The organism is Streptomyces sp. RPA4-2 (assembly GCF_012273515.2).
GTDB classification, from domain to species: domain Bacteria; phylum Actinomycetota; class Actinomycetes; order Streptomycetales; family Streptomycetaceae; genus Streptomyces; species Streptomyces kaempferi.
Genome location: NZ_CP050975.2, coordinates 8,610,831 through 8,636,837, shown reverse-complemented (window position 1 = coordinate 8,636,837; position 26,007 = coordinate 8,610,831). Strand labels below are relative to the sequence as shown.

Genomic DNA, 26,007 nt, shown 5'->3' with positions numbered 1-26,007 from the left:
GGACGCGGTGGCCTGCGCCACCGGCCTCAGTCACCAGCAGCCGACGGGCACCGTACGCACAGAAAGGTCACCGGCTGCCTCAGTCATTCGCCGGACCGGGCCCCGGACCAGCGCTGGGTGCACCCACCGGTACCCGCCATACCAGCCGCGTGCCACCACCCTCGGGCCGTTCGCCGAGCGTCAATGCGCCCCTGAGGACGACGGCCCGCTCCTCCAGGTTCTTCAACCCGCTACGCCGTACGTCACTTGGCACCCCGCAGCCGTCGTCCGTCACGGTGAGGGTCAACTCGCCTCCTGCGCAGTGAAGCCGGACGTCCACGGCATGCGCTCCGGAGTGCCGGGCCGCGTTGCTCAGTGCCTCTCCGAGCACCGCGACGGCGTGGTCGGCGATCTCGCCGGGGACGTCGGTCTCCACGAGCCCCTCGATCCGCAGCGCGGGCGAGAACCCGAACGAGGTGGCCGACGCCGTCACCGCCTCGGAGACCCGGCCGCGCAGGCCGTTGCCCTCTCGGCCGGACCCCCCGTGTGTCCGCAAGCCGAAGATCGTCGACCGGATGATCTTGATGGTCTGGTCGAGGTCGTCGACGGTGCGCGTCAGCCGTTCCCTCCCCTCGGGATGCTCCATGAAGCGCTGCGCGCTCTGCAGGGTCATGCCCGCCGCGAAGAGCCGCTGGATGGCGAGGTCGTGCAGATCGCGGGCGATGCGGTCGCGGTCCTGGAGCAGCGCGATCTGTTCCGCGTCCCGACGCCGTTCGGCAAGTTCCAGGGCCAGCGCCGCCTGGTCGGCGAACCCGAGCAGCGGACCGGTGTCCGCGTCACCGAAGGGTGCGCCGCCCTGGACCCGCCCGAGCAGCAGCACACCCCGAGCCTTCCCGCTGATGCCGAGCGGCACAGCCACGACGGGTCCGAGCCCGGCCCACTGGGCTTCGCCCTCGCTCGCGCGCCCATCGTGTGCGATGTCGGCGCTGACCACGGGCTCCGCGGAGCTGAGCGCGGCACCGACGAAGCCGTCCCGCGTCGACATCACCAGGCCGCCGCGCTGCTCCGCGCCCGACGGCCAGCGCGGGCCGCAGCGCCTCCTCGCCCGGTACGCCTTCCGCGATCATTCCCATGTCTGCGGAGACGATCTTCCGGGCCTCGTCGACGATGAGCTCCAGCACCTCCGCGCTCGGCGCGCCGGTCAGCAGGACGCTGGTGACCTTCCCGCTGGCCCGCTGCCACCGCTCGCGCAGGCGCGTCTCCTCGTACAGCCGCGCGTTCTCGATGGCGACCCCGGCCGCGACCGCGAGCGTCGACAGGACCGACTCGTCCTCGGCGTCGAACTGCGTGCCGCTGCGTTTCTCGGTGAGGTAGAGGTTCCCGAACACCTCGTCGCGCACTCGGATCGGGACCCCGAGGAACGAGTGCATCGGCGGGTGGTGGGCGGGGAAGCCGTACGACTCCGGGTGCCGCGAGAGCTCCGGCAGCCGCAGAGGCACCGGGTGCCGGATCAGCTCGCCGAGGAGCCCGTGCCCGCTGGGCAGCGCCCCGATCCGCGCGCGCCGCTCGTCGTCGATCCCGACGGTCAGGAACTCGGACAGCTTCCGGTCCCCGCCGATGACGCCGAGCGCCCCGTACTCGGCGTCCACGAGCACCACCGCGGCCTCCACGATGCTGCGCAGGACCTGCGGCAGGTCCAGCTCCCGCCCGACCGAGAGGACGGCCTCCAGCAGGCTGTGCAGGCGGTCCCTGGTGCCGCGCACCGCGTCGATACGCACCTGCAGCTCGCCCAGCAGCTCATCGAGCCGAAGCCTGGGCAGATGCTGCTCGGATTCCCCACGCAAGTCCGCGTCCTCCGCGCCCATCGCTTCCTCCAGCCGATTCAGCGATCAAGACCGCGCACCAGTTCGCCTGCGCTCACCGTACTGCTTGGGAGGCTTGGGCATCACCAGGCACTGCCCGACGCCGTGAATCCTGAAGGGAGTTCAGCAGGGCAGGCGTCGCGGGGGCCGCTTCCGGTCACACCGCGCTCCGGCAGCAGAATGGGGTGCGATCGAACGGTTCCGGTTGCATCCCATTCCACCGCGGCACGGGCTGACGCTGCTTCAACCCGTATGTGCCACGGACAACAGCTCGGCGCCCATGCGTGTTGCCCACGTCTCGATCCGCTCGAAGTCGCGGAAGTCCCCTCCCTTCCCCGAGGAAACGATCTTCCGGGCGACGAATCCTTTGGCGCCGTCCACCAGACAGCCCCCGAACGTGACGTGTTCACGGGCATCCAGCCGGGTCATGACCCGCCGGACACAGGCGGGATGTCCCTGTACGTGGCCGATATCTGAACAACCACAGCGGGCGCCCCGCGAGCGCACGGCCGTACCGACGGACGAAGCGGCGGGCGTCCTTGTGCCAGCGCCCGCCATACAGGCCGCCGCCCACGACCACGGCGTCGTACGAGTCGACGTTCTTCACCGCCCGCGCGGGCACCGCCTCGGTGGACAGACCCTTCTTCCGCAGGACTTCGGCGATCGCCTCGGCTATCCGCGCGGTCGATCCGTTCGTCGTCCCGTAGGCGACGAGCACCTTGCTCATCATGTCGCTACCCCCCTTCTCGCCGTGTGCATCACAGCTTGCGCAGCCATGTCTCGGTGACACCGTGCAGGGCCGGCTCGTCCGGTCGCACGTGCGAGTCGTCCATCCGGTAGGTGAGCTTGTCGAGCACCGCGACCACGCCGTCGATCCGGTCGGTCATGGAGACGGCGATCTCTGCCTCGCTCCGGCGCTCCACCTGGCCGTCGAGGGTGACGACGCCCTCGTGTACTCCGACCTCGACGGTCGAGGGAGTCATCCACAGCGCGCGGACCAGCACCTCGTCGATCACCTCGCGGCGGATCACGTCGTCCGGCTGCAGGAAGACCTGGATCAGGTCGCGGCGGGTGACGATGCCGACCACCCGGTCCTCGTCGTCCACCACCGGCAGCCGCTCCACACGGCTGCGCGCCATGGTCCGGGCGGCTTCGGCGATGGTGTCGTCGGCGTGCACGGTGACCGGTGGAACCGACATCAGCTGTTCGGCCGTGCGGGCGTGCCCCTTGGCGGCCTGTCGTCGGGCGCCGCGGGTCAGCCCCGTGAACCGGAAGCGGCGGGGTGTTGCGTAGGGGTCCGGGATGGCCGCCTGCCGGACCATGAGGTCGGTCTCGGAGATCACGCCGAGGACCTTGTCGTCCTCGTCGATCACCGGCAATCCGCTGATGCGGTGCTCATGGAGCAGCCGGGCCACTTCCTTGAAGGGCGTGCCGTACGGGCCGTGACGACCTCCGTGGCCATCACCGATCCGACCTTGTTCTGCCTCATCTCTGTTCCTCCTCAGCGCAGTCGGCGCAGATAGGGGTCCTGGGCGCGGCGCGGCAGCAGGCGGACGCGTGCGTCGAGCACGGTGACCGCGGCGGGTGTCGCCAGGACGGGGTTGAAGTCGGCCTCGGCGAGCTGCGGCAGGTCGCTCGCCATGCGGGACAACCGCAGCAGAAGCTGTTCGAGGCCTTGGAGATCAGCCGGCCGGCTGCCGTGCGTGCCCAGCAGCAGGGGCGCACAGCGCGGCGCGGTGATCAGGTCGTGTACGTCGTGGTCGGTCAGCGGTGCGAGGCGGGCGGCGTGGTCGGCCAGCACCTCGGTCGCCGTGCCGCCGAGCCCGAACAGCACCAGCGGGCCGAAGACGTCGTCCTGCGTCACGCCCGCGAACAGTTCGGTGCCGCGCGCGGCGAGCGGCTGGACGACGACTCCGGTCATGAGTCCGGCGAACCGGGTCTCGAAGTCCCGGAAGGCGGCGCGTACTTGGGAGTCGCCCTCGATGTCGAGATGGACTGCGTGCTGTTCGGTCTTGTGGACCAGGCCGGGCCACTGGGCCTTCATGACCACGCGGCCGTCGGCACCGCGGAGCCGCTCGGCGGCGATGACGGCGTCGTCCTCGGTCTCGGCCCAGGCCCACGGAAGTTGCGGAATGCCGTAGCAGGCGAGGAGTTCCGCGCAGGTGCGCGGGTCGAGCCAGCCGCCGTCCGGATGGGTGGCGAGGTAGGTCTCGGCGACCGCTTGCGCCCGGGCCGGGTCCACCTCGTCCAGCTCGGGGATCGAGCCCGCGGGCCGCTGCAGCCAGGCCGTGCGGCGGGCGGCGTGCGCCAGCGCCCGGGCCGCCGCGACCGGTTCGGCGTACGAGGGGATGGCGCCGCCCTCCCGCGCGGGCAGCAGCTTGACCGGCAGGTCCTGCTCGAGGCGTACGACGGCGACGGGCCGTTCCCGCTGTCCAGGGCCGTCGGTGAGGGCTCGGACGAGGTAGTCGCCGGTCGCCACGGCGACCGCGGTGGGGACGAGGGCCACGAGCACGGCGTCGATGCCCGGGTACCGCAGAAGTCGGTCCACGCAGTCCCTGAGCTGGTCCTCCGTGACGGCCGCCGTGGCGTCGACCGGGTTGCCCGCGGCCGCCCCTTCGGGGAGCGCGGCGAGCAGGTCGTCGATCAGCTCGGCGGTGGGGGCGGGCAGGAACAGTCCTGCTTCGGCGCAGGCGTCCGCCGCGAGGACACCCGCGCCGCCCGCGTTGGTGACGATCGCCACGCGGGTCCCGGTCGGAAGCGGCTGGGCGTGCAACAGCGCGGCGGTTTCCATGAGTTCGCCCACCGAGCGGGTTGCGGTGATGCCTGCCTGGGCGAACAGTGCCTGTCGGGTCATGGTCCGGGTCGCGGCGGCCGCGGTGTGCGAGGCGGCGGCACGGCGACCGGCCTCGGTACGGCCCGCGTCGACCGTCAGGACGGGCATCCGGCGGGTCACACGCCGGGCGGTGCGGGAGAACGCCCGCGGGTTGCCGAAGGACTCCAGGTGCAGCAGGGCCAGGTCGGTGCAACCGTCGCTCTCCCACCACTGGAGCATGTCGTTGCCGCTGACGTCGTACTTGTCGCCGAGCGACACGAAGGACGAGACGCCGATGCCGAGCCGGGACAGCCCGTCGAGCAGGGCGATGCCCACGCCGCCCGACTGTACGGCTATGCCCGCGGTGCCGGGGCGCGGGTGTTCGGCCGCGAAGGTGGCGTCGAGGTGGATCTTCGGGTCGGTGTTGGAGATGCCCAGGCAGTTGGGGCCGACGAGACGCATGCCGTAGGTGCGGCACACGGTCATGAGCGCTTCCGCCTGGTCGGGGCTGAGTCCGTCCGTCACCACGAGTAGTGCCCGTACCCCGGCCTTGCCGCACTCTTCGGCCATGGCGGGCAGGGCGTCCGCGGGTGTCGCGAGGACCGCGAGATCGGGGACCTTGGGCAGTGCGCTGACCGACGAGTAGGAGGGCACGCCGAGGATCGAGGAGACGTGGGGGTTCACCGCGAAGAGTCGTCGGGTGAAGCCCCCCGCGTGCAGATGGTGCAGGAGGGCCCGCCCCACCGATCCTGGCCTGCGTCCGGCGCCGACCACGGCGACCGCTTCGGGGCGCAGCAGCGGTTCCAGGCTGACGACGTCGGCGGCCCGGCCACGGGCCTCGACGGCCGCGAGGTAGGTGTCGTCCTCGTCGAGCGCGATGGTGCAGCGCACCTCGGGACCCTCGAACCGGCGTCCGGCGCGCAGGCCCAGGTCGGTGAAGAGCCGCAGCACCTCGTGGTTCTCGCTCAGCGCGTCGGCGGTGAACGTGGTGACGCCGTCGGCACGCGCGGCGGAGACGAGGTGTTCCACCAGGAGGGTACCGACACCCCGGTGATGCAGCCCGTCGGCCACGGCGATCGACATCTCGGCCGTCTCGGGGTCGTCGACGGTCTCGTACTCGGCCAGGCCGATCACCCGGCCGTGCGTCTCGGCGAGCAGCGCCCGGTAACCGGGGCGGGCCGGCGCCGCGGCACGGTCCGCGGCCAGGTCGGCGGAGCGGCGGCTGGCGGCGAAGAACCGCAACCGGAGGTTCTCCGGGGACATCTCCTCGTAGAGTCCTCGCAGCTGCTGGTGGTCGCCGGGCCGTGGGGACCGTATGCACACGGTGGTGCCGTCCGCGAGCAAGGCGTGCACGGTGGGGCGATCGCGCTCGTCGTCCGTCATCTGGGACCTCCTCAGAACTTCTCGACTCTTCGAGCATCCAGCGGTGCGCGGCCCCGCCCCAGGGGCTGATCGGGTGCTCCACATGGGTCGGTCGGCCCCTGTCTCGCGGGCCGGTCCACGGCGGAAGGTGGACACCCTTGGAATCCCGTACGCATGGAGGGAACTGCTGCCATGACCGAGCCGATCGTTGTCGGGGTCGACGCATCCGCGCCCAGCAGGGCGGCGGCCGAGTGGGCGGCGGGAGACGCGCGGCTGCGCGGGCTGCCGTTGCGGGTCGTGCGTATCGAGGGGGTCGAGCAGGCCGTAGGGGTCGCCGCGGCGCTGCTCGCGCCGAACTCGCGGGCCTCGTGCGCCGTTCTCGGGCTGCGTGGCGAGGGCGGCGTCCCGGTGCCGGCCGTGGATTCCGTGGCTCAGGAGGTGGCGGCCCGCTCGGACCTGCCGGTGGTACTGGTGCCGGACGGCCGCCAGGGTCGTACGGGCCGCGAGTGGCGGACGGGCGAGGTGGTTCTGGGCGTGGACGCCCGCGACCCGGTCAGCGCCGTCGTGGACTTCGCCTTCGACGCCGCCCGACGCCGCGGTGTCCGGCTGCACGCCGTGCACGCCTGGCGGCTTCCCTCCTGCGCGGAGCGGTGGATGCCGTACGCGCTTCCGGAGGAGGACCGGGGCGCGTGGGAAGACCAGGAGGTGCAGCTGCTGTCGGACGCGCTGCGGCCGTGGCGGGAGAAGTACCCGCACGTCGACATCTACGAGGATGTCCGCCTCCAGAGTCTCGCGGCGGCCCTCGCCCGGGCGTCGGCGTCGGCGGCGCTCCTGGTGGTCGGCCGCGCGGGCCGGACACTCGGTCCCACGGAGCGGGACGTGCTGGAGCACACCGCGTGCCCGGTGGCCGTGATTCCATGCTGATACGGGACCGTACGGTCACCGGTCCGGCAGGGTGAGGGTGCGGGATTCCCCGGGCGCCACGGACACGGTGCGGTCAGCGAGGGCGATGTCGATCGGATCTTGGTCGGAAGCGGGCACAAACATCTTCAACTCTTCTGCAGTCAGGCGCACTTGAACCCCACGATGGCCGCGGTAGCGGATCGCGAAGCCGTACTGGGACAACTCCGGCAGCGGCACCGGATCGAACCGCAGCACGCCGCCCCGGGTCTCCAGACCGGTCAGGCAACGCTGGACGAGATCAAGGGTGCCGGCCATGGCACCGAGGTGGATGCCCTCCCCCGTGGTGCCGCCCTGAAGATCGGCGATGTCCCCGGCCAGGGCCTCGTGTACGAACGCCCACGCCTCCGCGCGCCGCGCCCTGGCCAGCACCCACCCGTGCACCACGCTGCTCAGCGTCGAGCCGTGACTCGTGCGGCTCAGGTAGTGGTCGACGGTGCGCCGCCAGACAGTGTCGTCCACCTCATGCCCCAGCCTGCGGAACAGCCCGCCGAGTTCGGCGGGCGAGAAGAGGTAGCCCAGCATCAGGACGTCCGCCTGCTTGGACGCCTGGTAGCGGTTGACGCTGTCGCCCTCGGCCTCCAGGATCCGGTCGAGCCGCCGGATGTCGCCGTAGCGTGTCCGGTAGCCGTCCCAGTCCAGCTCCTGCAGTGCTCCGTAGCCCTCGAACTGGCTGACCACCCCGGCGTGGAAGGGCACGTACAGCTTCCGGGAGACCTCATGCCAGCGGTCGAGTTCCGCCGCGTCGAGGCCGGTGCGCTCGCACAGGTCCCGACGCGATAGTTCGGGCAGGTCGTAGAGAACGTCGAGGGTGCGGGCGATCACCCAGGCGGCGGTGACGTTGGTGTACGCGTTGTCGTCGAGTCCAGCCCGGTCCGCGCCTGGGTAGGCGTCGTGGTACTCGTCGGGGCCGACGACGCCACGGATCCGGTACCTGCCGAGCGTCTCGTCGTACGCCGCGAGGCCGCTCCAGAAGCGGGCGATCTGCACGAGCATCTCGACGCCCTTGGTGTGCAGGAACTCGGTGTCGCCGCTCGCCTCGCAGTACTGCCACACGTTGTACGCGATCGCCGAACCGACGTGATGCTGCAGCCGTGAGTGGTCGGGAAGCCAGCGGCCGGAGCGCGGGTTGAGGTGCAGTTGCTGGGTCTCCTCCCGGCCGTCGCTGCCGCTCTGCCACGGGTACATCGCACCGGTGTGACCGGCGTCGACCGCGGCCCGGCAGGCCTGCTCGAGGCGGCGGTGGCGGTAGGTGAGCAGAGCGCGGGAGACCTCGGGGAAGTGCAGGTTGAGGTACGGCAGGACGAACAGCTCGTCCCAGAAGACGTGTCCGCGATACGCCTCGCCGTGCAGACCACGCGCCGGCACGCCGACATCCAACTCCGCGGTGTGCGGGGAGAGCGTCTGGAGCAGGTGGAAGAGGTGGAGCCGCAGCACCGGGCCCGCACTGTTCGGCACGTCCAACTCGGCGTTGCGCCAGAGCTGTTGCCAGGCCGTGCGATGGGAGTCCAACAGTGTCTCGAAGTCCGGAGCGCGGCCGACCCGGTCGAGAGCGGCGTGCACGGGGTCCTTGATGGCCGGGTCGTGGGAGGTGTGCAGGGCGACCGTCTTGTCCACGGTGACCGTCCGGCCGTCGGTCAGGGAGAGCCGTAGCAGCTGAGCCGCCCACGCGTCTTCGTGTGCGTCCAAGGTCCGGACGGGTACGTCGGCGGTCGTGCACGCCGCCAGGCCGATCCTGATGTCGGAGGTGTTGGTCCGGCAGTCCAGCCAGATCGTGTCCGGCGCCGCGGTGCCGGTCCGAAGGTCCGTGAGGTGTCGGGAGGCGAGGGAGCGGTACCTCTCCACTCCGGTGTTGGCGACTCTCCCGTCGAGCGCCGTCTCGACCTCGATCTCCCCTGACCAGCCCTGAGCCGTCAACTCCGTGCGCAGCACGGCCAGATGCGGATCGGCCATATGGACCAGCCGTACCTGCCGTACGGCGAGGTACCGGCCCACACCGTCCTCGACGTACTCGTAGCGCAGGGTGCGTTCCAGCGTGCCCGCGCGCAGGTCCAGGCTCTGGCGGTGGTCGAGAACCTTGTGGGTGTCGGGTGTGAGCCAGTTCCCTGAGGCGGTGCGCACTCGAAGTGGCAGCCAGTTGGGGAGATTGACCATGTCCTCGTTCTCGACCCGGTGGCCGGCCACGTCCGAGGTGAGGCGGTTGTAACAGCCTGCCCCGTACGTCCCCGGGTAGTGGACGGGGTCCGCCTCGCATTCGGGAGCCGCGCCCCGGGTGGCGAAGTAGCCGTTTCCGAGAGTGCACAGCGCCTCGCGCAGCCGCTCCTGCGCGGGCTCGTAGCCTTCGTACACCCAGGTCCAGTCGGGCATCCTCAGTCCTCTTTCTGTGTGAGCAGCTCCGCGAGGTCCTCGACCACCAGGTCCGCACCATGCTTCAGGAGGGCGGTTCGGGTGGCTGGGGTGCGGGCGCGGTCGACGCCCACGACGAGACCGAATCCGCCGCGTCGCCCGGCCTCGACGCCGGCGAGGGCGTCCTCGACGACGGCGGCGTGTCCGGCGGGAACCCCGAGGCGACGGGTCGCCTCCAGGAAGAGAGCGGGGTCGGGCTTCCCGGGGAGTCCCAGCCGTGCGGCCTCCCCGCCGTCCACCAGGGTGTCGAACAGACCGCGTACTCCGGCGTGTTCGAGGAGTTCGCCCGCGTGGCGGGAGGCGGAGGCGGCGGCCAGCGGGATCCCGGCGGACCGCAGGGATCGCAGCAGTCGGACCGTGCCCGGGTAGGCGTCGACGCTCCCGGCGCGCAGCTGCTCGGTGAACAGCAGTTCCTTGTGTGCGGCGACGGCCCTGACCTCGTCCTCGGAAGGCCGCAGGCCACGGGCTTCGAGGAAGGCCGCGGCGCCGTCGAGGCGCGACTTCCCGTCGACGTGGCGCAGATATTCATCGCGTGGGTCGAAGGGGCGCTCACCGCGTGGGCTCAGAAAGCCGTCGAAGGCCGTCTTCCACGCTGCGGCGTGCACCCGCGCGGAGTCCGTGATGACCCCATCGGTGTCGAGGACCACGGCCCGCGTCCCCCGCAGTGCACGGGGTACGCGGGCAGTGCCGCTCCGCTCCACGCTCATCAGGCGTCGGCCACCAGTGCGGTGAGGTCGAGGAGCCGGTTGGTGTAGCCCCACTCGTTGTCGTACCAGCCGAAGACCTTCACCAGGGAGCCGTTGGCCTGGGTCAGGGCCGGGTCGAAGACGCAGGAGGCGGGGTCGCCGATGACGTCCCGCGAGACGATCGGTGCCTTCGAGACACGGAGGATGCCGTTCAGAGGTCCCTCCGATGCCTCGGCGAAAGCGGTGTTGATCTCCTCCGCCGTCGCCGCCGTCCGCAGAACCACCGCGAGGTCGGTGAGCGAGCCGTCCTCGACGGGCACGCGCACCGCGATGCCGTCCAGGGCACCGGCCAGTTCCGGTACCACCAACCCGACGGCGCGGGCGGCTCCCGTGCTGGTCGGGATGATGCTCAGGGCCGCCGACCGGGCCCGGCGCAGGTCCTTGTGCGGGCCGTCCAGCAAGGACTGGTCGTCGGTGTATCCGTGGATGGTGGTCATCACGCCGCGCTCGATACCGAAGGCCTCGTGGAGCACCTTGACCATGGGCGCGACGCAGTTGGTGGTGCAGGGTGAGATCTTGCGGCGAACCGACGACCGAGCCGATCACCGACGTGCCGTTCAGGACGGTGTCGAAGATCGGGACCTGGATCGTGCCGTGGGCCGGCAGGGCCACCACGAGTTTCCCGCCGCGCCGCAGTCCCCCGTACACAGCGGAGAACGCAGCCTCGTCCACCGCGAGCGCGATCGCGGCGTGCGCGCCACCGAACCGCTTGAGCACCTCGGCCGGGTCGTGGGTGCGGGCGTCGATGACGAGGCCGGCGCCCAGTTCCGAGGCGAGTTCGAGCTTCTCGTCGGTGACGTCGATGGCCGCCACCGTCGCCCCCGCGATCTTCGCGTACTGCACTGCCAGATGGCCCAGTCCCCCAACTCCCGAAATGGCAACCAGTTGGGCGGGCCCGACTCCGACGACCTTGAGCGCCTTGTACGTGGTGCCGCCGGCGCAGGTGAGCGGGGCCGCGTCGAGCGGGGAGATCCCGTCGGGCACCGGCTGGGCGAAGTCGGCCCCTGGCGAGCATTTTCTCGGCGTATGCGCCGTCGCACCCGTACCCGGTGTTGACCTGCTCCTCGCAGAGCGTCTCCCAGCCGGACAGGCAGTGCTCGCAGCGTCCGCAGGCGGAGCCGAGCCAGGGCACCGCGACGCGCTGGCCGGGGGCGAGGTGAGTGACACCGTCCCCCGAGGGCCTCGACCAGCCCCACGCCCTCATGACCGGGAACGAACGCCGGATTCGCTTCACCGGCCAGTCGCCCTGCGCGGCATGGATGTCGGTGTGACAGAGCCCGGAGGCCTCCACCCGGACGCGCACCTGGCCGGGGCCCGGCTCGGGATCGGGACGCTCCTCGATGACCAGGGGCTCACCAAACGCTCGCACGACTGCTGCCTTCACAGGTTCTCTCCTCGGATGGTCGTTCGCGTCAGGTGATCGTCGTTCTGGCTGGTCAGCCGTGTGGGACCACGGCGACGGGGGCCGTGGCGTGGTGCAGCACCGCGTGCGTGACCGGCCCGATGTGCGCGCCGAGCGGGGAGTGGCGGATCCGGCGGCCGACAACCACCAGGGACGCCTCGCGTGAGGCGTCCACCAGATGGTTGGCCGCCTTCCCGGACAGGGAGTCCTCGGCGACGCCCACCGTCGGGAACTTCTGCCGCCACGGCCGAAGCACTCCGGCCACGGCCGCCGCTTCCTCCGCTCCGAGCTGAGCATTCAGCTCCAGGTCCGGAGGCATCCCGTATGCGATGTAGGGCGGCTCGTTCCAGGCATGGACGACCCGCAGCGAAGTGTTGCGCAGGTGTGCGGCCTCGAAGGCGAAGCCGATCAGGGTGTCGTCGGGGCCCGCGGTGTCGAGCCCGAGCACGACAGGCCGGGGGGGCGGGGCGTCGGATCCGGTGTCCGAGGCGCCCGACGGCTCGGTCGGGTGCTCGCCGGCGCCCCGCCCCTCGCCCCGAACGAGGACGACGGGGCGCTCGGCGCGCGCCACCACAGCCAGCCCGACGGAGCCGACCGCGAAGCCGCCCACCCCGCTCAGACCGCGGGATCCGAGCACCAGCAGCTCAGCGTCCTTCGCGGCATCGATCAGCAGGTCGACGGGCCGGCCCGTGACCTGATCCACGTGCAGGTCGACCTCCGGGTGGGCCGCCCGCAGACCTGCGGCCGCCTCACGCGGAATGCGTTCGGTCCAGTGCTGGAGGGTCCCAGGGCCGAGCAGAGTAGCCAGGGCCATGGGTTCCGAGACCGGCTCCCAGACGTGCACCAGCTTCAGTGGCAGCTCACGAAGCTGCGCCTCGCGAGCCGCCCATTCGGCGGCGGCACGGCTCTCAGGCGAGCCGTCGAAGCCTACGGTGACAATGCGGGCCATGCTGTTCACCTCTTGAACCGGGATCGCGTGATCCCGGTTCCAGCGTCGGGTCGTGGTTGGTGGCGGTGCAGGGGCCGCAGGTCCCCGGAAGAGGCCGTTCGGCCCCAAAGGCCCGTGCTCGGTGGGGGCGGACGACCCCTTGTCGGGGAGACCGTCCCCTCCCACGGTCAGCGCAACCAGCCGTTGTTCCGGACCACAGGCAGCTTGGCCCAGAGCTTGCCGACGCCCAGAGTGTCGCCGGCCGCTACCAGCGCCAAAGCGATGAGGACCACGACGTAGACGAGGTGGTAGTCCGCGAACGGGTTGCTGGACATGCTGGCCGAGCCGTCGGAGAGGTGCTTGGCGGGCGGCCACTCGGCAACCCACATCAGAGCCATCATCGCCGTGCCCGCGACGGCCGCGAGCCGCAGCGCGAAGCCGCCGACGAGGGCCAGTCCGATGCCGAGCAGACCGGCCATGAACAGCCAGTCCGCCCAGGTGGCGCCGGCCCAGGAGTGGAAGGTGGACTCCATCGGTCCGGCGGCCACGCCGCTGAGGAAGCCCTTGGTCGGCGAACCGCCGTCGATCCAGCCCTTGCCGGAGGGAGTGGCGTAGCCGAACCCGAAAGTCTTATCGAGGAAGGCCCACAGGAAGACGAACCCGGTCAACAGCCGGAGCGGAGCGAAGACGTAAGCCCGCGCGGTGGCCGCGTCGCTACGTGCCGATTCGACGGACTCAGACGTCGACGCCGCCCGGTCCCTGCGGAACGATGACAGACGGAATCCCGGACTCCGGTGAGGGTGCTCGTGCATGGCCATGGTGGTGATCCCTTCAGGGGAATCGGAGAGTGTCGGATCCGTGCCCGACAGCGACCACTCTGGTGGCGGCAGACCGGTCCCACCGGATGCCGAAAGGCCGTGCCCATAGGGCTGAACGGCCCTATCTGACGGCCTCGTTGGGCTCGTCGTACAACAGGTTTGTGGCACTGCGTCGAAGGCCCTCACCAAGGCACCGGCCGCCGGCCACAGAGTTCACCGGTCCCTGCGGCTCCGGCGACAGGGGCCGTTCGTCCCCTGCCCCTCGCGCCACTCCCGAGGTGTGTTGAGAGGGAAGGTTCCGCCACTCGCGGCTGAGGTTGCCCTGGGGGCAGGTGGCCCGGCGGTGGTCCCAGTCGATCGTGAAGGCGGCCTTGTCGAACCCGTCTCCGCTTTTGGCCTGGTGACTGTGGTCGGGCACGACCGGGCCGAGCAGGGTGATGCCGTGCACCCGCTGGGCGCGTTCGATCTGCGTGGGGCTGACGTAGGCGGCGTCGACCGCGTGCTCGGCCGGGGTCAGGTCCATCGCCGCGAGGTCGCCGTGGATCTGGGCGGTGAGCTCGCCGTCCTGGACCGGGGCGATCGTGGTGGCCACGTGCACGACCACCTCTGGCAGTTCTGACGTGCACGTTTCGGTGAAATGGGTGCGGTAGCCGGACCAGGCGGTGTCTCGTTTGACGCAGTAGTGCGCATCGGTGTCGTACGGAGAATCGAACCGCAACGACGCGGGTGGCAGCGCGTGGCCGTCGCGCCAGCGCAGACGCCCGCGGGCGTCCCAGTAATAGTGGTGCACCCAGACCCGGCGCAGGATCTCCACCTGCGTCAGCGTCCGGAGCCTGGGCGGGGCGTCGGCCGCCCACGCGGCGGCCAGGACCTTCTGTCCGTCCCGGCCGAAGGCCTCGGCCAGGGCGGTGACCCCGGCCTTCCCGCCGGGGACCTTGCCGATCTCCTGCCCTGCCCAGCGGCTGCCACCTTGCCCGGCCTTGACCGGGTCAACGTCAAAGACCACCCACTGCGCTGGATCTGGGAGGAATCCAAGCCGTTCAACCTCTACCGAGGCACTGACTGGATGTCCTCCCCGTGTCGAACGTGCGACCGGCGCGATCAGGACTTCGGCGGCTGCCGGTGCCAAGCCTTCGCCCTGACCGGCGACGCCACCCGCACCGACCCGGCCTGCTCCCTGTCTCCAGACCACGCGACACTGACAACCCTGGCTCGGCCGGCAACGAGCGGCGCCACCGAACTGATCCCACGCCGGCCGCAAAAACCGTCAGCCTGAAGGGGAGAGCCCCCGCCCCTACCAGCTGACAGCACGATTCCCGTAGCGAGGCGCCAGCTCCAGGGCGGGTTGCCGGGCCGAGTCCTCCTCCCACATCGTCGATCAGCCTGATCGCTTCCTGGCATTGACCGGAGTGCCGCTGGCGTGGAGGCAGGCGTAGGCGACCTGGGCGGCGAACAGCTCACTGCCGCTCTCCAGGGCCGGCACCCGGACCACGCGGTGCAGGAGCGCGACGTGGTGGCACGAGCCAACTTCCTACATGTTGGCCAGCTCGCCCGGGACAACGTCCGCCGTTAGGGCCTGTATCGAGTCGCGATCAATCTGCGGGTTTCGTCCTCGCGGCAGGGCTTGGAGCGGTAGATCTCCTTGTGTGACGCGAGTGCAACTGACGGATGAGGAGTGGGAGTTCATCGAGCCGTACTTGCCGATCGGCGAGTACGGCCCGTACCCCACGCGGCTGCGGCAGCAGTTCGAAGGCGTGATCTGGCGGTTCAAGACCGCCGGCCAGTGGCGGGAGATGCCCCAGGAGTTCGGCGCCTGGTCCACTGTGCACAACCGCTTCCGGCAGTGGCGTGACGCGGGCGTCTTCGAGGACCTGCTGGAGGGCCTGATCACGGAAGCCGCGAAGCGCGGCGAGGTGGACCTGTCCCTGGTCAGCATCGACTCCACCACCGCGCGCGCCCATCACGACGCCGCCGGAATGCACTTGGACCAGGACCTCCTCACCGCCCTGGAGAAGGCCGCCGCCGAACCGGCGGCAATAGTGCTCACCTGCTGGCGGCTACGGAATCAAGCATTCCCCGACTCCGTACCTCCCATTAGGCGGCGAAGGAGACGAGCAGTTCGTTGTACTGCTTGGCGGCGGTGGTCAGGTCCTGGTCGGAGAGGCCGAAGGCGGTGCCGTACACCTTGAACATCGGCTGCTGAGAGTCGAGCTGGCACAGGCGCAGGGTCGCCTCCCAGTTGTTGAGGAGGGTCTCGATGGTGGCCTTGTTGGCGCCTTCGGGGGTGTAGTGGTCGGCGGGGACGCCGGTGGTGACGGCGACGACGGCCTTCTTGCCGGCCAGTTGCGAGGGCGAGCCGTCGATGGTGAAGGCCCAGCCGAGGGTGAAGACCGTGTCCTGCCAGTGCTTGAACAGCGGGGTGGTGTTGTACCAGAACACCGGGTGCTGGAAGACGATCACATCGTGCTCGGCCAGCAGTGCCTGTTCAGCGGCGACATCGATCTGGAAGTCGGGGTAGGTGGCGTAGAGATCGTGCACCGTGACATGAGCCAGATCGCGGACGGCGTCCACGAGCGCCGCGTTGGCCCTCGACCGGGACAGGTCAGGGTGACCTACGACAAGGAGAACCTTGGACATGATGAGAAACCTTTTCCGTGATCAGTGAAATGGGTGAATGGGCGCAGATTGCTCCCGTGTGACGGGGCAGGAAGTTCGCCGGAACGACAGTCCTTCGCGAAGTCCGGGAGCGCGGGCCGGCCCGGGTGCGGCGGTGTTGGTGGTCAGTGGTCGATGCTGGCCATGTTGGCTTCGTCGTGGCGTTCGCCCGCGGCTGGCGTGAGGTTGTTGAGGCGGTCGAGCTGAGCGGCGCTGAGTTCGACGGCGTCGGCGGCGGTGTTCTCTTCCACGCGCGTAACCCGCCGGGTGCCGGGGATGGGGGCGATGTCGTCGCCGCGGGTCAGCAGCCACGCCAGCGCGGTCTGGGCCGGTGTGGCTCCGATCTCGGCGCCGATGGCCTGCACTTCGTCGACGATGCGCAGGTTGCGCTGGAAGTTCTCGCCGGTGAAGCGCGGGTTGGTCTTGCGCCAGTCGTCGTTGGTGAAGTCGTCGACGGTGCGGATCTGCCCGGTCAGCAGGCCGTGGCCGAGCGGCGAGTAGGGAACGAACCCGATGCCCAGTTCGCGCAGCAGCGGGAGGATCTCGGCCTCGACGTCGCGGGTCCACAGGGAGTATTCGGTCTGCAGCGCGGCCACCGGATGCACGGCGTGTGCCCGGCGGATCGTCTCGGGACCGGCCTCGGAGAGTCCGATGTGGCGCACCTTGCCCTCGGCGACCAGTTCGGCCAGCGCGCCGACGGTCTCCTCGATGGGCGTGTTGGGGTCGACGCGGTGCTGGTAGTAGAGGTCGATGCGGTCGGTGCCGAGGCGCAGGAGCGAGCCCTCGACCGCGGCCTTCACGTTGCTGGGGCTGCTGTCGATGACGCCGGGGCCGTCGCCCGCGTGGGAGACGAGGCCGAACTTCGTCGCCACCACGACGTCGTCGCGCCGGCCCTTGATGGCCTTGCCGACGATTTCCTCGCTGTGGAAGGGGCCGTAGATCTCGGCGGTGTCGATGTGGGTGACCCCGAGGTCCAGCGCCCGGTGGATGGTGCGGATCGACTCAGCGTCGTCGAGCCCTCCGCCCGTGGTGTAGGTGCCGGCCATGGTCATGGCTCCCAGGCCGATGCGGGAGACATCGAGCCCGCCCAGTGATACGTGCTTCATCAGGTACTCCTTGTTGTGAGGGCCGTCAGGCCGGTCGGTGGTCATGGTCAGGGGGTGCGCCACCAACTGGTGGGCCGCGCGGCGCCGGCGCGGGCGCCGTTGCCCGGGTAGCAGATCAGGGGCCGTAGGTGCACCGGGCGGCTGCCGGCCTCGGCCGGGGCATGGTGCTCAGGCGTGGGCGTCGTCGTAGGCCAGACTGTCGCCGAGTTCGCGGGATGCCTCGGCCTGGGCGAGGAGTTCCTTCGCCTTGGCCTCGGCGGCTTCGATGGCGTCCGAACCGGCGACGAAGCGCGGCAGCGGTTTGTCCTGGCCGACGATGGTGAGCAGGGCGCGGGCGAGCTTGGCGGGGTCGCCGGGCTGCTTGCCGTTCATGCTCTTCATGCCCTCGATCCGGGGGGCGGTGCGCGGGGCGTAGTCGTCGATGGACAGCTCGGGCCAGTTGGTGGAGCCGTCCACGAGGAGTTCGGTGCGGAAGTAGCCGGGCTCCACGACGGTGGTGTGGATGTTGTAGGGCTCGACGTCGTAGCGCAGGGACTCCATCCAGCCCTCTTCGGCGAACTTGGAGGCGGCGTAGGCGGAGGTGAACTCCATGCCGACCAGTCCGGCGGTGGAGGTGATGGTGATGATGTGGCCGGCGCGCTGCTTGCGCAGGATGGGCAGGACGGCGCGGGTGACGTTCATCGGGCCGAAGAGGTTGGTCTCGAACTGCCGGCGCATCTGCGCGGGCGAGATCTCCTCGAAGTAGCCGGTGAAGAGGTTTCCGGCGTTGTTGATCAGGACGTCGATGCGGCCGAAGCGGTCGACAGCTGCCTGCGCGGCGGCCTCGGCATCCTCGATGCTGGTGACGTCGAGCCCGGTGACCAGCAGGTTGTCCTGCGGCCCGCCGAGTGTCTTCTCGACCTCGTCGGGGCGGCGGCCGGTGGCGACGACCCTGTTGCCTGCGGCGAGGGCCTCGCGGGCGATGTCCGTACCCAGACCGCGTCCGGCACCGGTGACGAAGATGACCTTGCTCATGGGGGGTCCTTTCAGGCGCCGTGATCCGGCACCCGCTGTGTGCGGGGGTGCGCATGCAGCGCCGACAGCGCCGCAGAGGGGGCCGGGACCGGCGGCACAAGCGCCGTCCGGACGGACGGTTCCCACCGCCGTGGGCGGTGCACCACCAACAGAACCGCTTGTCACGCGCGTGTGGGAGTCCCTCTTGAGGGGGTCACTGACAAGGACCCCCAACCCGGCCGGAGCACTCGTAGAGTGAAACGCATGGCAGGCAGAAACGACCCACAAGGCACCAACCGCGACATCCGTGATGATTTCCGTGCGGAGATCCGGGAATTCCTGGGCACGCGCCGGGCCAGGGTCACCCCCGAACAGGCCGGACTGCCCCTGTACGGCGGAGAGCGCCGACGGGTCACCGGGCTGCGCCGCGAGGAGGTCGCCCTCCTCGCGGGCATCTCCAGCGAGTACTACACCCGGCTGGAGCGCGGCAACGCCACCGGCGTCTCCGAGAGCGTCATCGAAGGCATCGCCCAGGCACTCCAGCTCGACGAGGCCGAACGAATCCACCTGCTCGACCTCCTGCGCGGCGCCGCGACGACCCGTCCAACACGCCGGCGCCCGGCCCAGCAGCGCGTACGGCCCGCAGTGCAGCGCGTCCTCGACTCGATGGCCGGCACACCCGCGTTCATCCTCGGCGGACGCGGGGACATCCTGGCCGCCAACCGCCTCGGGCGCGCACTGTTTGCCCCCGTCTACGCCGACCCGGTACGGCCGCCGAACAACGCCCGATTCGTCTTCCTCAGCCCGCACGCGACCGAGTTCTTCCGCCACTGGGACGAAGTCGCAGGCGACACGGTCGCCATGCTGCGCGCCGAAGCCGGCCGCGACCTCTACGACCGGCGGCTGACGGACCTGATCGGGGAACTGTCCACCCGCAGCGAGGAATTCCGCCGCCGCTGGGCCGCCCACAACGTCCGGATGCACACCACCGGCGTGAAACTCCTCCACCACCCGGTCGTCGGCGACCTCGACCTGCCCTTCGAAACCTTCCCGCTCCCCGACGGCCCCAGCCAGTTCCTCCTCACCTACACCCCCGAGCCCCAGTCACCCACCCAGGACGCCCTGAACCTGCTGGCCAGCTGGGCCGCGACCAACGACGACATCGAACGATCCGCACCGGCCAACGACTCCCAGCCCGCCGACTCGGCCGGGACATCCGACTGACCGACGAGCGGCGCGAGTCGATCTGCGGCAACTTTTTGCGGAGCAGCGGCAGCATCCGCTACCGATATCGAGGCCAGGACTGCGCAGCCGTCCACGCGTGGCTCTGTCGGTGAGTCCGCCAAGAGACACTCAGCCAGCTACGCGAGACCGCTGGGGTGACGTCGCACTCCAGCTCGCGGCACCGTGGACAAACGGACAACTGCCAACCCCCGCCATAACTTCATCTCGAACACCCACCCCGCTCCGGTCGGCAGTGCCGGAACAGGCTGGGCGAGGGCAACGGAGACGGGCCAGTCCACCCGTCGAAGCGGTCATCAAGGCGAAGGCCGAGGGCCGACGGCCGCCGGAGCCCCGTACGGGAGACGGGGAGCAGGGCGGCCAGGTCCTGGACCTGATGGCGGCCCTGCAGGAGAGCGTCCGTAAGGCGCAGTCCGCACGCGGCGAGGACAGCGGGAACGCAGAGATCCACGAGATGCCCGAGTCCAAGCCGGAGCCGAAGAAGAAGGCCGCGGCTACGAAGACCGCGAAGAAGGCCCCCGCTAAGAAGGCTGCGGAGAAGACCACTGCCGCGAAGAAGCCGGCCCGGCGCCGTGGCGCCTGACCCGGCCCCGCCCGGTGTCCAGCGGCCGGCACAGCTTCGAGGACCTCTGACCGAACGAGTAGCAGCAGCCTGTGATGCGTGTCATAGACGTGCGGTCCGAGGCTGAATTCAGGGCCTGTCCCGCTTCAGGGGGAGCCAGCAGCGTTGTGACCTTCAGCGATAGGTGGCCAGAGGCGTCCAGAAGTCCGATGGGGAGCGGCCAGTGCTCAACTTTGGTTGGCCATTTCGCTCAGAGATAGTTGGCCGCTGCGGCCTCGACGTCGTCACGGAGCTGCGTGGAGGCGTGCTCCTTGAGGCGGAGCCAGGTCCGCCGCGAGTACGAGAACCGGATGAGCACACTCGCGCCGATCGAACCATGATCGTTCTCAGTGCCAACCGCTGTACCGGTGTTCCAAGCGCCGCCAATTGCATCGGACGCGAATAGGCGACACCCGACCTGGAGGTCACCTCCGAACCGCAGGCGAGCGGTCCCACCAGGGACGTTGACCTCGGCATCGCAAGAAACCACGATAGCCGTCGCGGCGGCGCCTTTGCGGGTGAGTCACTCGAGCGGGCGATTGAGCTGCGAAGACGCCCCCGGGTCGCATCTGATGCGAAATTCTCGCATCAGATGCGATAGACGGAGAGTGATCGTGGGTGGGTGGGGACGGTCGGTCCCGTGCCGGGATCTGCTCGACTGCACCTGGTGGTCGGCCTGCCGCTGCTGCGGCCGGACTCCCGGGGCAGAACACCTAGCCCGCGCGGGCGGCGGCGAGGTGGGCGTCCACGGCGACGACACCGTCGACGCCCTGGCAGAGGCCCACGACCACCGGAACGAGGCGCGGTTCCGGGACGTGACCCCGAAGGGTGACGACCCCGTCCCGGACCTCGACCGCGACGGTGCCCTCGTCCAGGCCGAGGATGCGCCCCAGGACGTCCCGCTCGACCTCGCCGCGGATCTCGACGTCGGAGCGGATGAAGGCGTCGAGCAGGTCACTGCGGGTGACGATGCCGGTGAGGAGCCCGTCGTCGCCGACCACTGGCAGCTGCTTAACGTGCCGCCTGCGGAGTTCCCGTGCGGCCCGGGGGATCGTCCAGTCGGCGCGGGCGGTGAACACGGGGCTGCTCATGAGCGCGCCCGCGGTCCGGGCCCGGGCCTTGCCCCAGGCACGCTCGTCGTTCCCGTCCTGACTCTGCGGATCGGGCATGCCGGTCTCGTGCCGCAGCGCGTCGGACGCGGACACGACACCGACAGGAGCGCCGTCGTCGTCGACGACCGGGGCCGCGACGATGTCGTTCGCGTCCAGCAGGGCGGCGACCTCCTGGAACGGTGTGCTGGGGCGGAGGGTGACGACATCCTCGGTCATCACGTCACCGACCGTGCGGCGGTACAGCATGGCATCGGCCTCCTCAGCTGTGCGACGGGGCGGCCGCGATCGGTCCGCCCGGGCGGACCACGCGCGGCGCGCCGGCCTCCGCGCCCCTGCCGGCTCGTCCACGCTGTCTTCCCTACCCATGACAGCACCGCACTGCTCCGGAGGCCAGTGATGTTCGGCCTGGCGGGGAGGCCCGGCGGTCCCACGGCCAGGAGTGCGACCGAGTGTGCGGTAGATGCTGGCGACGCTGCGCTTGTCGATGGGGGTGATCAGGTCACCCCCTGACCGCTCACTCAGCGTCATTGAGCTGCGGGCTTCAGCCGCGCATACGCGACACTTCAACATGCGAGCTCACCAGTCCCGAGGCCGCTGACCGCCCTACTGAAGCAGCCGCCGCGTCGCGGGCCGCGTCGCTTCCGCTGCCATGGCTACCAACCAGGGCACGATCGCCATCGGTCCTGCGCTTGGGGGCCTTCTGGGCTCAGTCATCGCAGCAGCTGGACGGCGACCTGCGCGGCGGTGTCGACGACGTCGTCGGCCAGGTGCCGGCTGCCGTTCAGGGCTGCCACCGCCTGGTCGTGGAGGGTCTTGTCGCCCAGCGATTCCTCCACGACGTAGCAGTGGCCTTCGTCGGTGACGCCTTCCTCCAGGACGTGCGGGACCGGGTAGTTGAGGTCCGCGATCCGTCGCTGGAATGCGGCCTCCGCCTGGAGTTCGGCTCCACCGGTACGCCGGTAGCGCGTCTGGTCGGCGGAGACGTACACGGCGCCATCGTCGGCGGCGGTCCGTTGCTTGACGAACCGCCAGCCGTTCTCGTTCTCGTTCATCAGGTCGCTCCTTCCGGCTCCGGTGTGAAGCCGTGCGGGTAGTCGGGGATGGCTCGGGACAGGGTCCGGACGTCCATGACCCAGCGCATATCACCCGCCGCGACGCGGCACCGCAGTTCGGCGGGTACGTCACTCCCGGGTTCGCGTGTCCCGGTTGCCGAATGTGCCTCAGTTCCGCGATCAGTCCCCCCGAGCAGTAGCCGCGGACCCCACATGCCGTCCAGCCGAGATTCATATCGCGTCACCGGTTTGACCGGTGACATCTGCTGTGGAACAGTCATCCCTCGCACCACAGTGATCCCGGAGAGGCCGTATCGGGCGCGCTCACGAACCGGGACATGCGTTTTCACATCCGCACGACGGAGGGGTTCCTCATGATCAAAAGGCGTACCTTCAACCAGGCCACGGGCCTTGGCATGGGAGCGGCCGCCGTCTCCGGTTTCCACGCGAGCGCGCAGGCCGTCTCACCCGGTCACCACGGGGCAGGTGGCAACCCGACGCCGACCGTGCCCACAGTGCCCCCGGGCACGCACACCTCCTTCGCCCGGCTCAAGCAGGTCAGGGCCGGTGTGCTCGACGTCGGTTACGCGGAGGACGGACCCGCGCACGGCCCCGTCGTCATCTGCCTGCACGGCTGGCCCTACGACATCCACAGCTACGTCGACGTCGTCCCCCTGCTCGCCGCTCAGGGCTACCGGGTCATCGTGCCCTTCCTCCGCGGTCACGGCACGACGCGCTTCCTGTCCTCCCGGACTATGCGCAACGCCCAGCAGTCGGCGGTCGCCCTGGACATCATCGCGCTGATGGACGCCCTCAAGATCGAAAAGGCTCTTCTCGCCGGCTTCGACTGGGGCTCGCGAACGGCCGACATCATCGCGGCCCTGTGGCCCGAGCGCGTCACAGGGCTGGTGTCCGTCAGCGGATACCTCATCACCAACATCGAGGCCCAGAAGAAGCCTCTGGCCCCCACGGCCGAGCACACCTGGTGGTACCAGTACTACTTCGCCACCGACCGCGGCCGCCTCGCCATGGAGGACAAGACCGACCGGCACGACCTGTGCCGGCTCGTCTGGGACACCGTCTCCCCCACCTGGGACTTCGACGACGCCACCTTCGAACGTACGGCCACCGCGTTCGAGAACCCCGACTACGCGGCCGTCGTCATCCACAACTACCGCTGGCGGCTGGGCCTCGCCGACGGCGAACGCCGTTACGACCGCTACGAGAAGCAGCTCGCGACCCGCCCCCTGATCAACGTTCCCACCATCACCCTCGACCCCGAACGCGACCCCTTCACCGCCCCCGGCAACGGCGCCTCGTACCGCGACCGCTTCACCGGCAAGTACGACCACCGCACACTCACCGGTATCGGTCACAACCTGCCGCAAGAAGCGCCCACCGCGTTCGCCCAGGCGGTCATCGACGTCAACCACCTCTGAGGGGGTTTCCCTTCAGACATCACCGCCCGCAAGGGGGACTTGTCCGCTCCACGGACATCACCCTCGGGGCGGTGGCGCCGGGAAATCGTCGCGGGCCACCCACTACCGCAGGCCACGGCCCCCACCGGAGCAAAAACCTGGGAAACCGCACGTCCAGCCCTCGGCTCTGACCTGCGTTCCGCGTAATTCGGCTGGTCTAGGGCCTGTTGTGAAAGTGCCGACGGGCCGGACGAGGTGATGCCCAGGTCCGGCCCGTCCGCTCGTCTCTACAGGTCGAGCTGATACTGCAGTGTCGTGTGAGTGGGCAGGTAGCCGAGGCTGTCGCTGATGTGTCTCATGTGCGTGTTGCTGTCGGCGGTGTCGGTCAGGAGGCCGCCGAGGTCCGGGTAGTGCCCGTGGGCCTGTCGGATCGACTCGGCCTTCATCCAGCGGCCGAGGCCGTGTCCGCGGTGCTCGGGCAGCACACCGGTGCCGTAGTGCTGGGCATCACCTGTGCCACCGCCGGGCACGACGAGTTCGGTGAACCCGGCGATCGAGCCGTTGGAGGTGTCGATGGCGACGACGGTGTGCAGGTGGTCGCCGCGCTGTTCGACGGCCTTTGCCGCAGCCCGGACCCGGTCCACGTCCCAGCTCGTGGTGCCGTGGTCGGTGTCCTCCATGGGCATGTCGTCCATGGCACGACGTGAGTCGGCGAAGGTCTGGGCGAGATCGTTGGGGACGGTTCCCTGCCAGGACGCGAGCCGGTAGCCGGAATGCGGACGCTCAACGATCTCTGCCAGGGAGGGGATGTCCACATCGGCCAGGGACAGGCGGGAGTACCTCAGGGTGAGAACCTTGCGGAAGCCGCGGGCCGGCAGGAAGTGGTCGCCGGGCGATCCGGCCCCGGCCTGCGTTACGACGCAGCGCCGGGTGTTGTCCCGGGCGGCGGCCACGGCAGTGTCGAGTAGCCGGGATCCGACGCCCTTGCGGCGCTCCACGGGGTGGACGTGGAGGGTCAGTTCGGCCAGGTGCTGTTGTCCGCCATCGAACAGGCGCAGAAAGGCCGTTCCGACGGGGATGGAATCGGCGTCGGACGCCAGCCATGCAAGGCGTCGGCTGTGTGCCCCGTGAGCGGGGTCGGTCAGTGGGGTGATGCGGAGCGACAAGGTGTCTCCGTCGTGAGGAGTTGGCAAAGGTCAGTACGCGGGCTCAACTGCTGGGCACTCCTGCGCATGTGCTCCACACCTCCTCGTCGACAGTGCCGGTCCGGATCAACATGGACGGCTGGGAGAACGTAGCTGGTCTATCGGCTCATCGGCAAAGGGTTAACTGAAGGCTGTTGCGGCCGCGTGGTCACAGCCACTCATTGATGGCCGCGACCAGCACGGTTGCTTCGTAGCGGACGGCGAGTTTGTCGTATCTCGTGGCCACGGCCCGGTGGCGCTTGAGGCGATTGATCCCGCATTCGACCACGTGCCTCTCGCGGTAGTCGGCCCTGTCGAACGTCGGCGGATGGCCGCCGCGGGAGCCGAGCTTCTTACGGTTGCGGACCTGGTCCTTCCTCTCCGGGATCGTGCACCGGATCCCACGTCGGCGCAGGTAGGCACGGTTCTTCCGGGAGCCGTACGCCTAATAGGCGACCGCGCCGGGCTTGGTGCGGGGACGGCCGACGGGCAGGCGGATTCTCACCTTCGCGAGCACGGGGACGAACTGCGGGCTGTCCCCGGCCTGTCCGACGGTCAGGACCAGTGCGAGCGGACGGCACCTGCGATCCGCGGCAAGGTGAATCTTGCTGGTCAGGCACCCCGGGACCTGCCGAGCAGAGCTTCCTTCAGGCGGAGCTTGTGTCTGCGTCGGATGCGTCGGCGCTTCGCCTGTCCGTTCTGTTCCTCCGGACCGCCCCTTTTTGCCGGGCTGCCGCTTGCTCCTGCGCGGCTTCTTCCAGGGCCTCCATGAGGTGCTTGCTCACGCGCAGACCCGCGGCATCGTGGTGGGCGCGGACCGTGGTGGAATCCACGCTGACCAGCGACAAGTCCGTTCTTCCCCCGTGGGCGCCCGCGGCGATCAGGCCTTCCAACAGGTCGGTGAACACCGGCGTCCCGCCAGACACGGAAGCGTCCGTAGACGGTCGCCCACGGCCCGAACTCGGCAGGCATCTCCCGCCACTGCCCACTGGACCGAAACCGCCAGATCACACCCTCGAACTGCTCCCGCGACCGCTCCGGATACGGGCCGTACCTACCGATCGGCAGGTACGGCTCGATGAACTTCCACTGGGCATTGGTGAGTTGCCTACGTGTCACGACCACAGTCCTATCGGATTCCACCCCTCGAACAGGACAAAACCCAAGAATGATCACGACGTCACACAGGCCCTAGCGGCCGCGCCGCTTCACGGCGAACAGCCCATGTCAGGTAGCTCGTGGGTCGTTGAGAGCGGGTGGCTCGACCAGCCCCTTGCCCGCTGCAACTCCCATCTTCCTCGGTTGCCCACCCCGCCTCACGTCCGCCTCTACAGTGGAGACAGCCGTCCCTGGGGTGGGGCTCGGCCAG

General features: G+C 69.8%; 17 protein-coding genes and 9 pseudogenes. 7 read left to right on the top strand and 19 right to left on the bottom strand.

The annotated features are described in order from the left end of the window. Positions 1-79: 79 nt before the first annotated feature. From HEP85_RS37800 to HEP85_RS37785, 4 genes and pseudogenes are all read right to left on the bottom strand, one after another. Positions 80-1,844, bottom strand: a pseudogene (locus tag HEP85_RS37800) (GAF domain-containing protein). A gap of 240 nt (positions 1,845-2,084) precedes the next feature. Continuing rightward, positions 2,085-2,571: pseudogene (locus HEP85_RS37795) on the bottom strand (flavodoxin domain-containing protein). A 28-nt stretch (positions 2,572-2,599) separates the two neighbouring features. Continuing rightward, a pseudogene (locus tag HEP85_RS37790) lies at positions 2,600-3,330 on the bottom strand (CBS domain-containing protein). A 12-nt stretch (positions 3,331-3,342) separates the two neighbouring features. Next, on the bottom strand, positions 3,343-6,036 hold the full coding sequence (locus tag HEP85_RS37785) for a bifunctional GNAT family N-acetyltransferase/acetate--CoA ligase family protein (RefSeq protein ID WP_168531923.1): 2,694 nt from the start codon (positions 6,034-6,036) through the stop codon (positions 3,343-3,345). A 171-nt stretch (positions 6,037-6,207) separates the two neighbouring features. Between HEP85_RS37785 and HEP85_RS37780 the strand changes: the two genes are divergently transcribed. After that, complete coding sequence (locus HEP85_RS37780) at positions 6,208-6,939, top strand: universal stress protein (RefSeq protein WP_168531922.1); 732 nt, start codon at positions 6,208-6,210, stop codon at positions 6,937-6,939. Between the two features lie 15 nt (positions 6,940-6,954). Here the strand turns inward: HEP85_RS37780 and HEP85_RS37775 are convergent, their stop codons facing one another. The 8 genes and pseudogenes from HEP85_RS37775 to HEP85_RS37740 all read right to left on the bottom strand — a co-directional run bounded on the left by HEP85_RS37775 (position 6,955) and on the right by HEP85_RS37740 (position 14,281). Continuing rightward, entirely contained in the window at positions 6,955-9,342 is a 2,388-nt protein-coding gene (locus HEP85_RS37775) for a glycoside hydrolase family 65 protein (RefSeq protein ID WP_168531921.1), read from the bottom strand. A gap of 2 nt (positions 9,343-9,344) precedes the next feature. Continuing rightward, positions 9,345-10,088 carry an HAD family phosphatase gene (locus tag HEP85_RS37770; RefSeq protein ID WP_168534465.1) on the bottom strand — a complete coding sequence of 248 codons (744 nt, stop codon included), beginning with the start codon at positions 10,086-10,088 and terminating at the stop codon, positions 9,345-9,347. Then, positions 10,088-10,633: pseudogene (locus HEP85_RS37765) on the bottom strand (type I glyceraldehyde-3-phosphate dehydrogenase); the annotation flags it as partial. The gene HEP85_RS37770 and the pseudogene HEP85_RS37765, both read right to left, overlap by 1 nt. A 64-nt stretch (positions 10,634-10,697) precedes the next feature. Continuing rightward, positions 10,698-10,940, bottom strand: a pseudogene (locus tag HEP85_RS37760) (zinc-binding dehydrogenase); the annotation flags it as partial. Between the two features lie 250 nt (positions 10,941-11,190). Next, positions 11,191-11,418, bottom strand: a pseudogene (locus tag HEP85_RS37755) (alcohol dehydrogenase catalytic domain-containing protein); the annotation flags it as partial. Positions 11,419-11,563: 145 nt separating this feature from the next. Then, on the bottom strand, positions 11,564-12,478 hold the full coding sequence (locus tag HEP85_RS37750) for a universal stress protein (protein WP_168531920.1): 915 nt from the start codon (positions 12,476-12,478) through the stop codon (positions 11,564-11,566). 167 nt (positions 12,479-12,645) lie between these two features. Then, entirely contained in the window at positions 12,646-13,275 is a 630-nt protein-coding gene (locus HEP85_RS37745; RefSeq protein ID WP_211118137.1) for a DoxX family membrane protein, read from the bottom strand. A 121-nt stretch (positions 13,276-13,396) separates the two neighbouring features. Beyond that, positions 13,397-14,281, bottom strand: coding sequence for a hypothetical protein (locus HEP85_RS37740; protein ID WP_168524964.1), 885 nt, complete (start codon positions 14,279-14,281; stop codon positions 13,397-13,399). Between HEP85_RS37740 and HEP85_RS37735 the strand changes: the two are divergent. From HEP85_RS37735 to HEP85_RS37725, 3 genes and pseudogenes are all read left to right on the top strand, one after another. Continuing rightward, positions 14,219-14,551 (top strand): annotated as a pseudogene (locus HEP85_RS37735) (pyrroloquinoline quinone biosynthesis protein PqqE); the annotation flags it as partial. The gene HEP85_RS37740 and the pseudogene HEP85_RS37735 sit on opposite strands and share 63 nt — an antisense overlap. 144 nt (positions 14,552-14,695) lie before the next feature. After that, complete coding sequence (locus HEP85_RS37730; protein ID WP_168531919.1) at positions 14,696-14,848, top strand: hypothetical protein; 153 nt, start codon at positions 14,696-14,698, stop codon at positions 14,846-14,848. Between the two features lie 73 nt (positions 14,849-14,921). After that, a pseudogene (locus HEP85_RS37725) lies at positions 14,922-15,302 on the top strand (transposase); the annotation flags it as partial. Positions 15,303-15,369: 67 nt separating this feature from the next. Here the strand turns inward: HEP85_RS37725 and HEP85_RS37720 are convergent. From HEP85_RS37720 to HEP85_RS37710, 3 genes are all read right to left on the bottom strand, one after another. After that, the gene (locus tag HEP85_RS37720) at positions 15,370-15,912 is read right to left on the bottom strand and encodes an NAD(P)H-dependent oxidoreductase (protein ID WP_168531917.1); all 543 of its coding nucleotides are present in this window, start codon (positions 15,910-15,912) and stop codon (positions 15,370-15,372) included. 143 nt (positions 15,913-16,055) lie between these two features. After that, positions 16,056-17,036 carry an aldo/keto reductase gene (locus HEP85_RS37715; RefSeq protein ID WP_168531916.1) on the bottom strand — a complete coding sequence of 327 codons (981 nt, stop codon included), beginning with the start codon at positions 17,034-17,036 and terminating at the stop codon, positions 16,056-16,058. A 168-nt stretch (positions 17,037-17,204) separates the two neighbouring features. Next, positions 17,205-18,050 carry an SDR family oxidoreductase gene (locus HEP85_RS37710; protein ID WP_168531915.1) on the bottom strand — a complete coding sequence of 282 codons (846 nt, stop codon included), beginning with the start codon at positions 18,048-18,050 and terminating at the stop codon, positions 17,205-17,207. Positions 18,051-18,293: 243 nt separating this feature from the next. Between HEP85_RS37710 and HEP85_RS37705 the strand changes: the two genes are divergently transcribed. Next, on the top strand, positions 18,294-19,253 hold the full coding sequence (locus tag HEP85_RS37705; protein ID WP_168531914.1) for a helix-turn-helix domain-containing protein: 960 nt from the start codon (positions 18,294-18,296) through the stop codon (positions 19,251-19,253). Positions 19,254-19,506: 253 nt separating this feature from the next. After that, positions 19,507-19,854, top strand: coding sequence for a hypothetical protein (locus tag HEP85_RS37700; protein WP_211118136.1), 348 nt, complete (start codon positions 19,507-19,509; stop codon positions 19,852-19,854). 731 nt (positions 19,855-20,585) lie between these two features. Here HEP85_RS37700 and HEP85_RS37695 read toward each other — a convergent pair. Continuing rightward, complete coding sequence (locus HEP85_RS37695) at positions 20,586-21,230, bottom strand: CBS domain-containing protein (RefSeq protein WP_168531913.1); 645 nt, start codon at positions 21,228-21,230, stop codon at positions 20,586-20,588. Between the two features lie 464 nt (positions 21,231-21,694). Then, entirely contained in the window at positions 21,695-22,036 is a 342-nt protein-coding gene (locus HEP85_RS37690) for a hypothetical protein (protein ID WP_168531912.1), read from the bottom strand. A 374-nt stretch (positions 22,037-22,410) separates the two neighbouring features. On the opposite strand from HEP85_RS37690, the gene HEP85_RS37685 reads away from it, so the two are divergent. Then, positions 22,411-23,475, top strand: coding sequence for an alpha/beta fold hydrolase (locus HEP85_RS37685; RefSeq protein WP_168531911.1), 1,065 nt, complete (start codon positions 22,411-22,413; stop codon positions 23,473-23,475). A gap of 266 nt (positions 23,476-23,741) precedes the next feature. Here HEP85_RS37685 and HEP85_RS37680 read toward each other — a convergent pair whose 3' ends face one another. Both HEP85_RS37680 and HEP85_RS37675 read right to left on the bottom strand, forming a co-directional pair. Then, positions 23,742-24,620 (bottom strand): GNAT family N-acetyltransferase, encoded by an 879-nt coding sequence (locus HEP85_RS37680; protein ID WP_168531910.1) that lies wholly within the window; start codon positions 24,618-24,620, stop codon positions 23,742-23,744. Between the two features lie 187 nt (positions 24,621-24,807). Then, positions 24,808-25,757: pseudogene (locus HEP85_RS37675) on the bottom strand (IS5 family transposase). Positions 25,758-26,007: the final 250 nt, after the last annotated feature.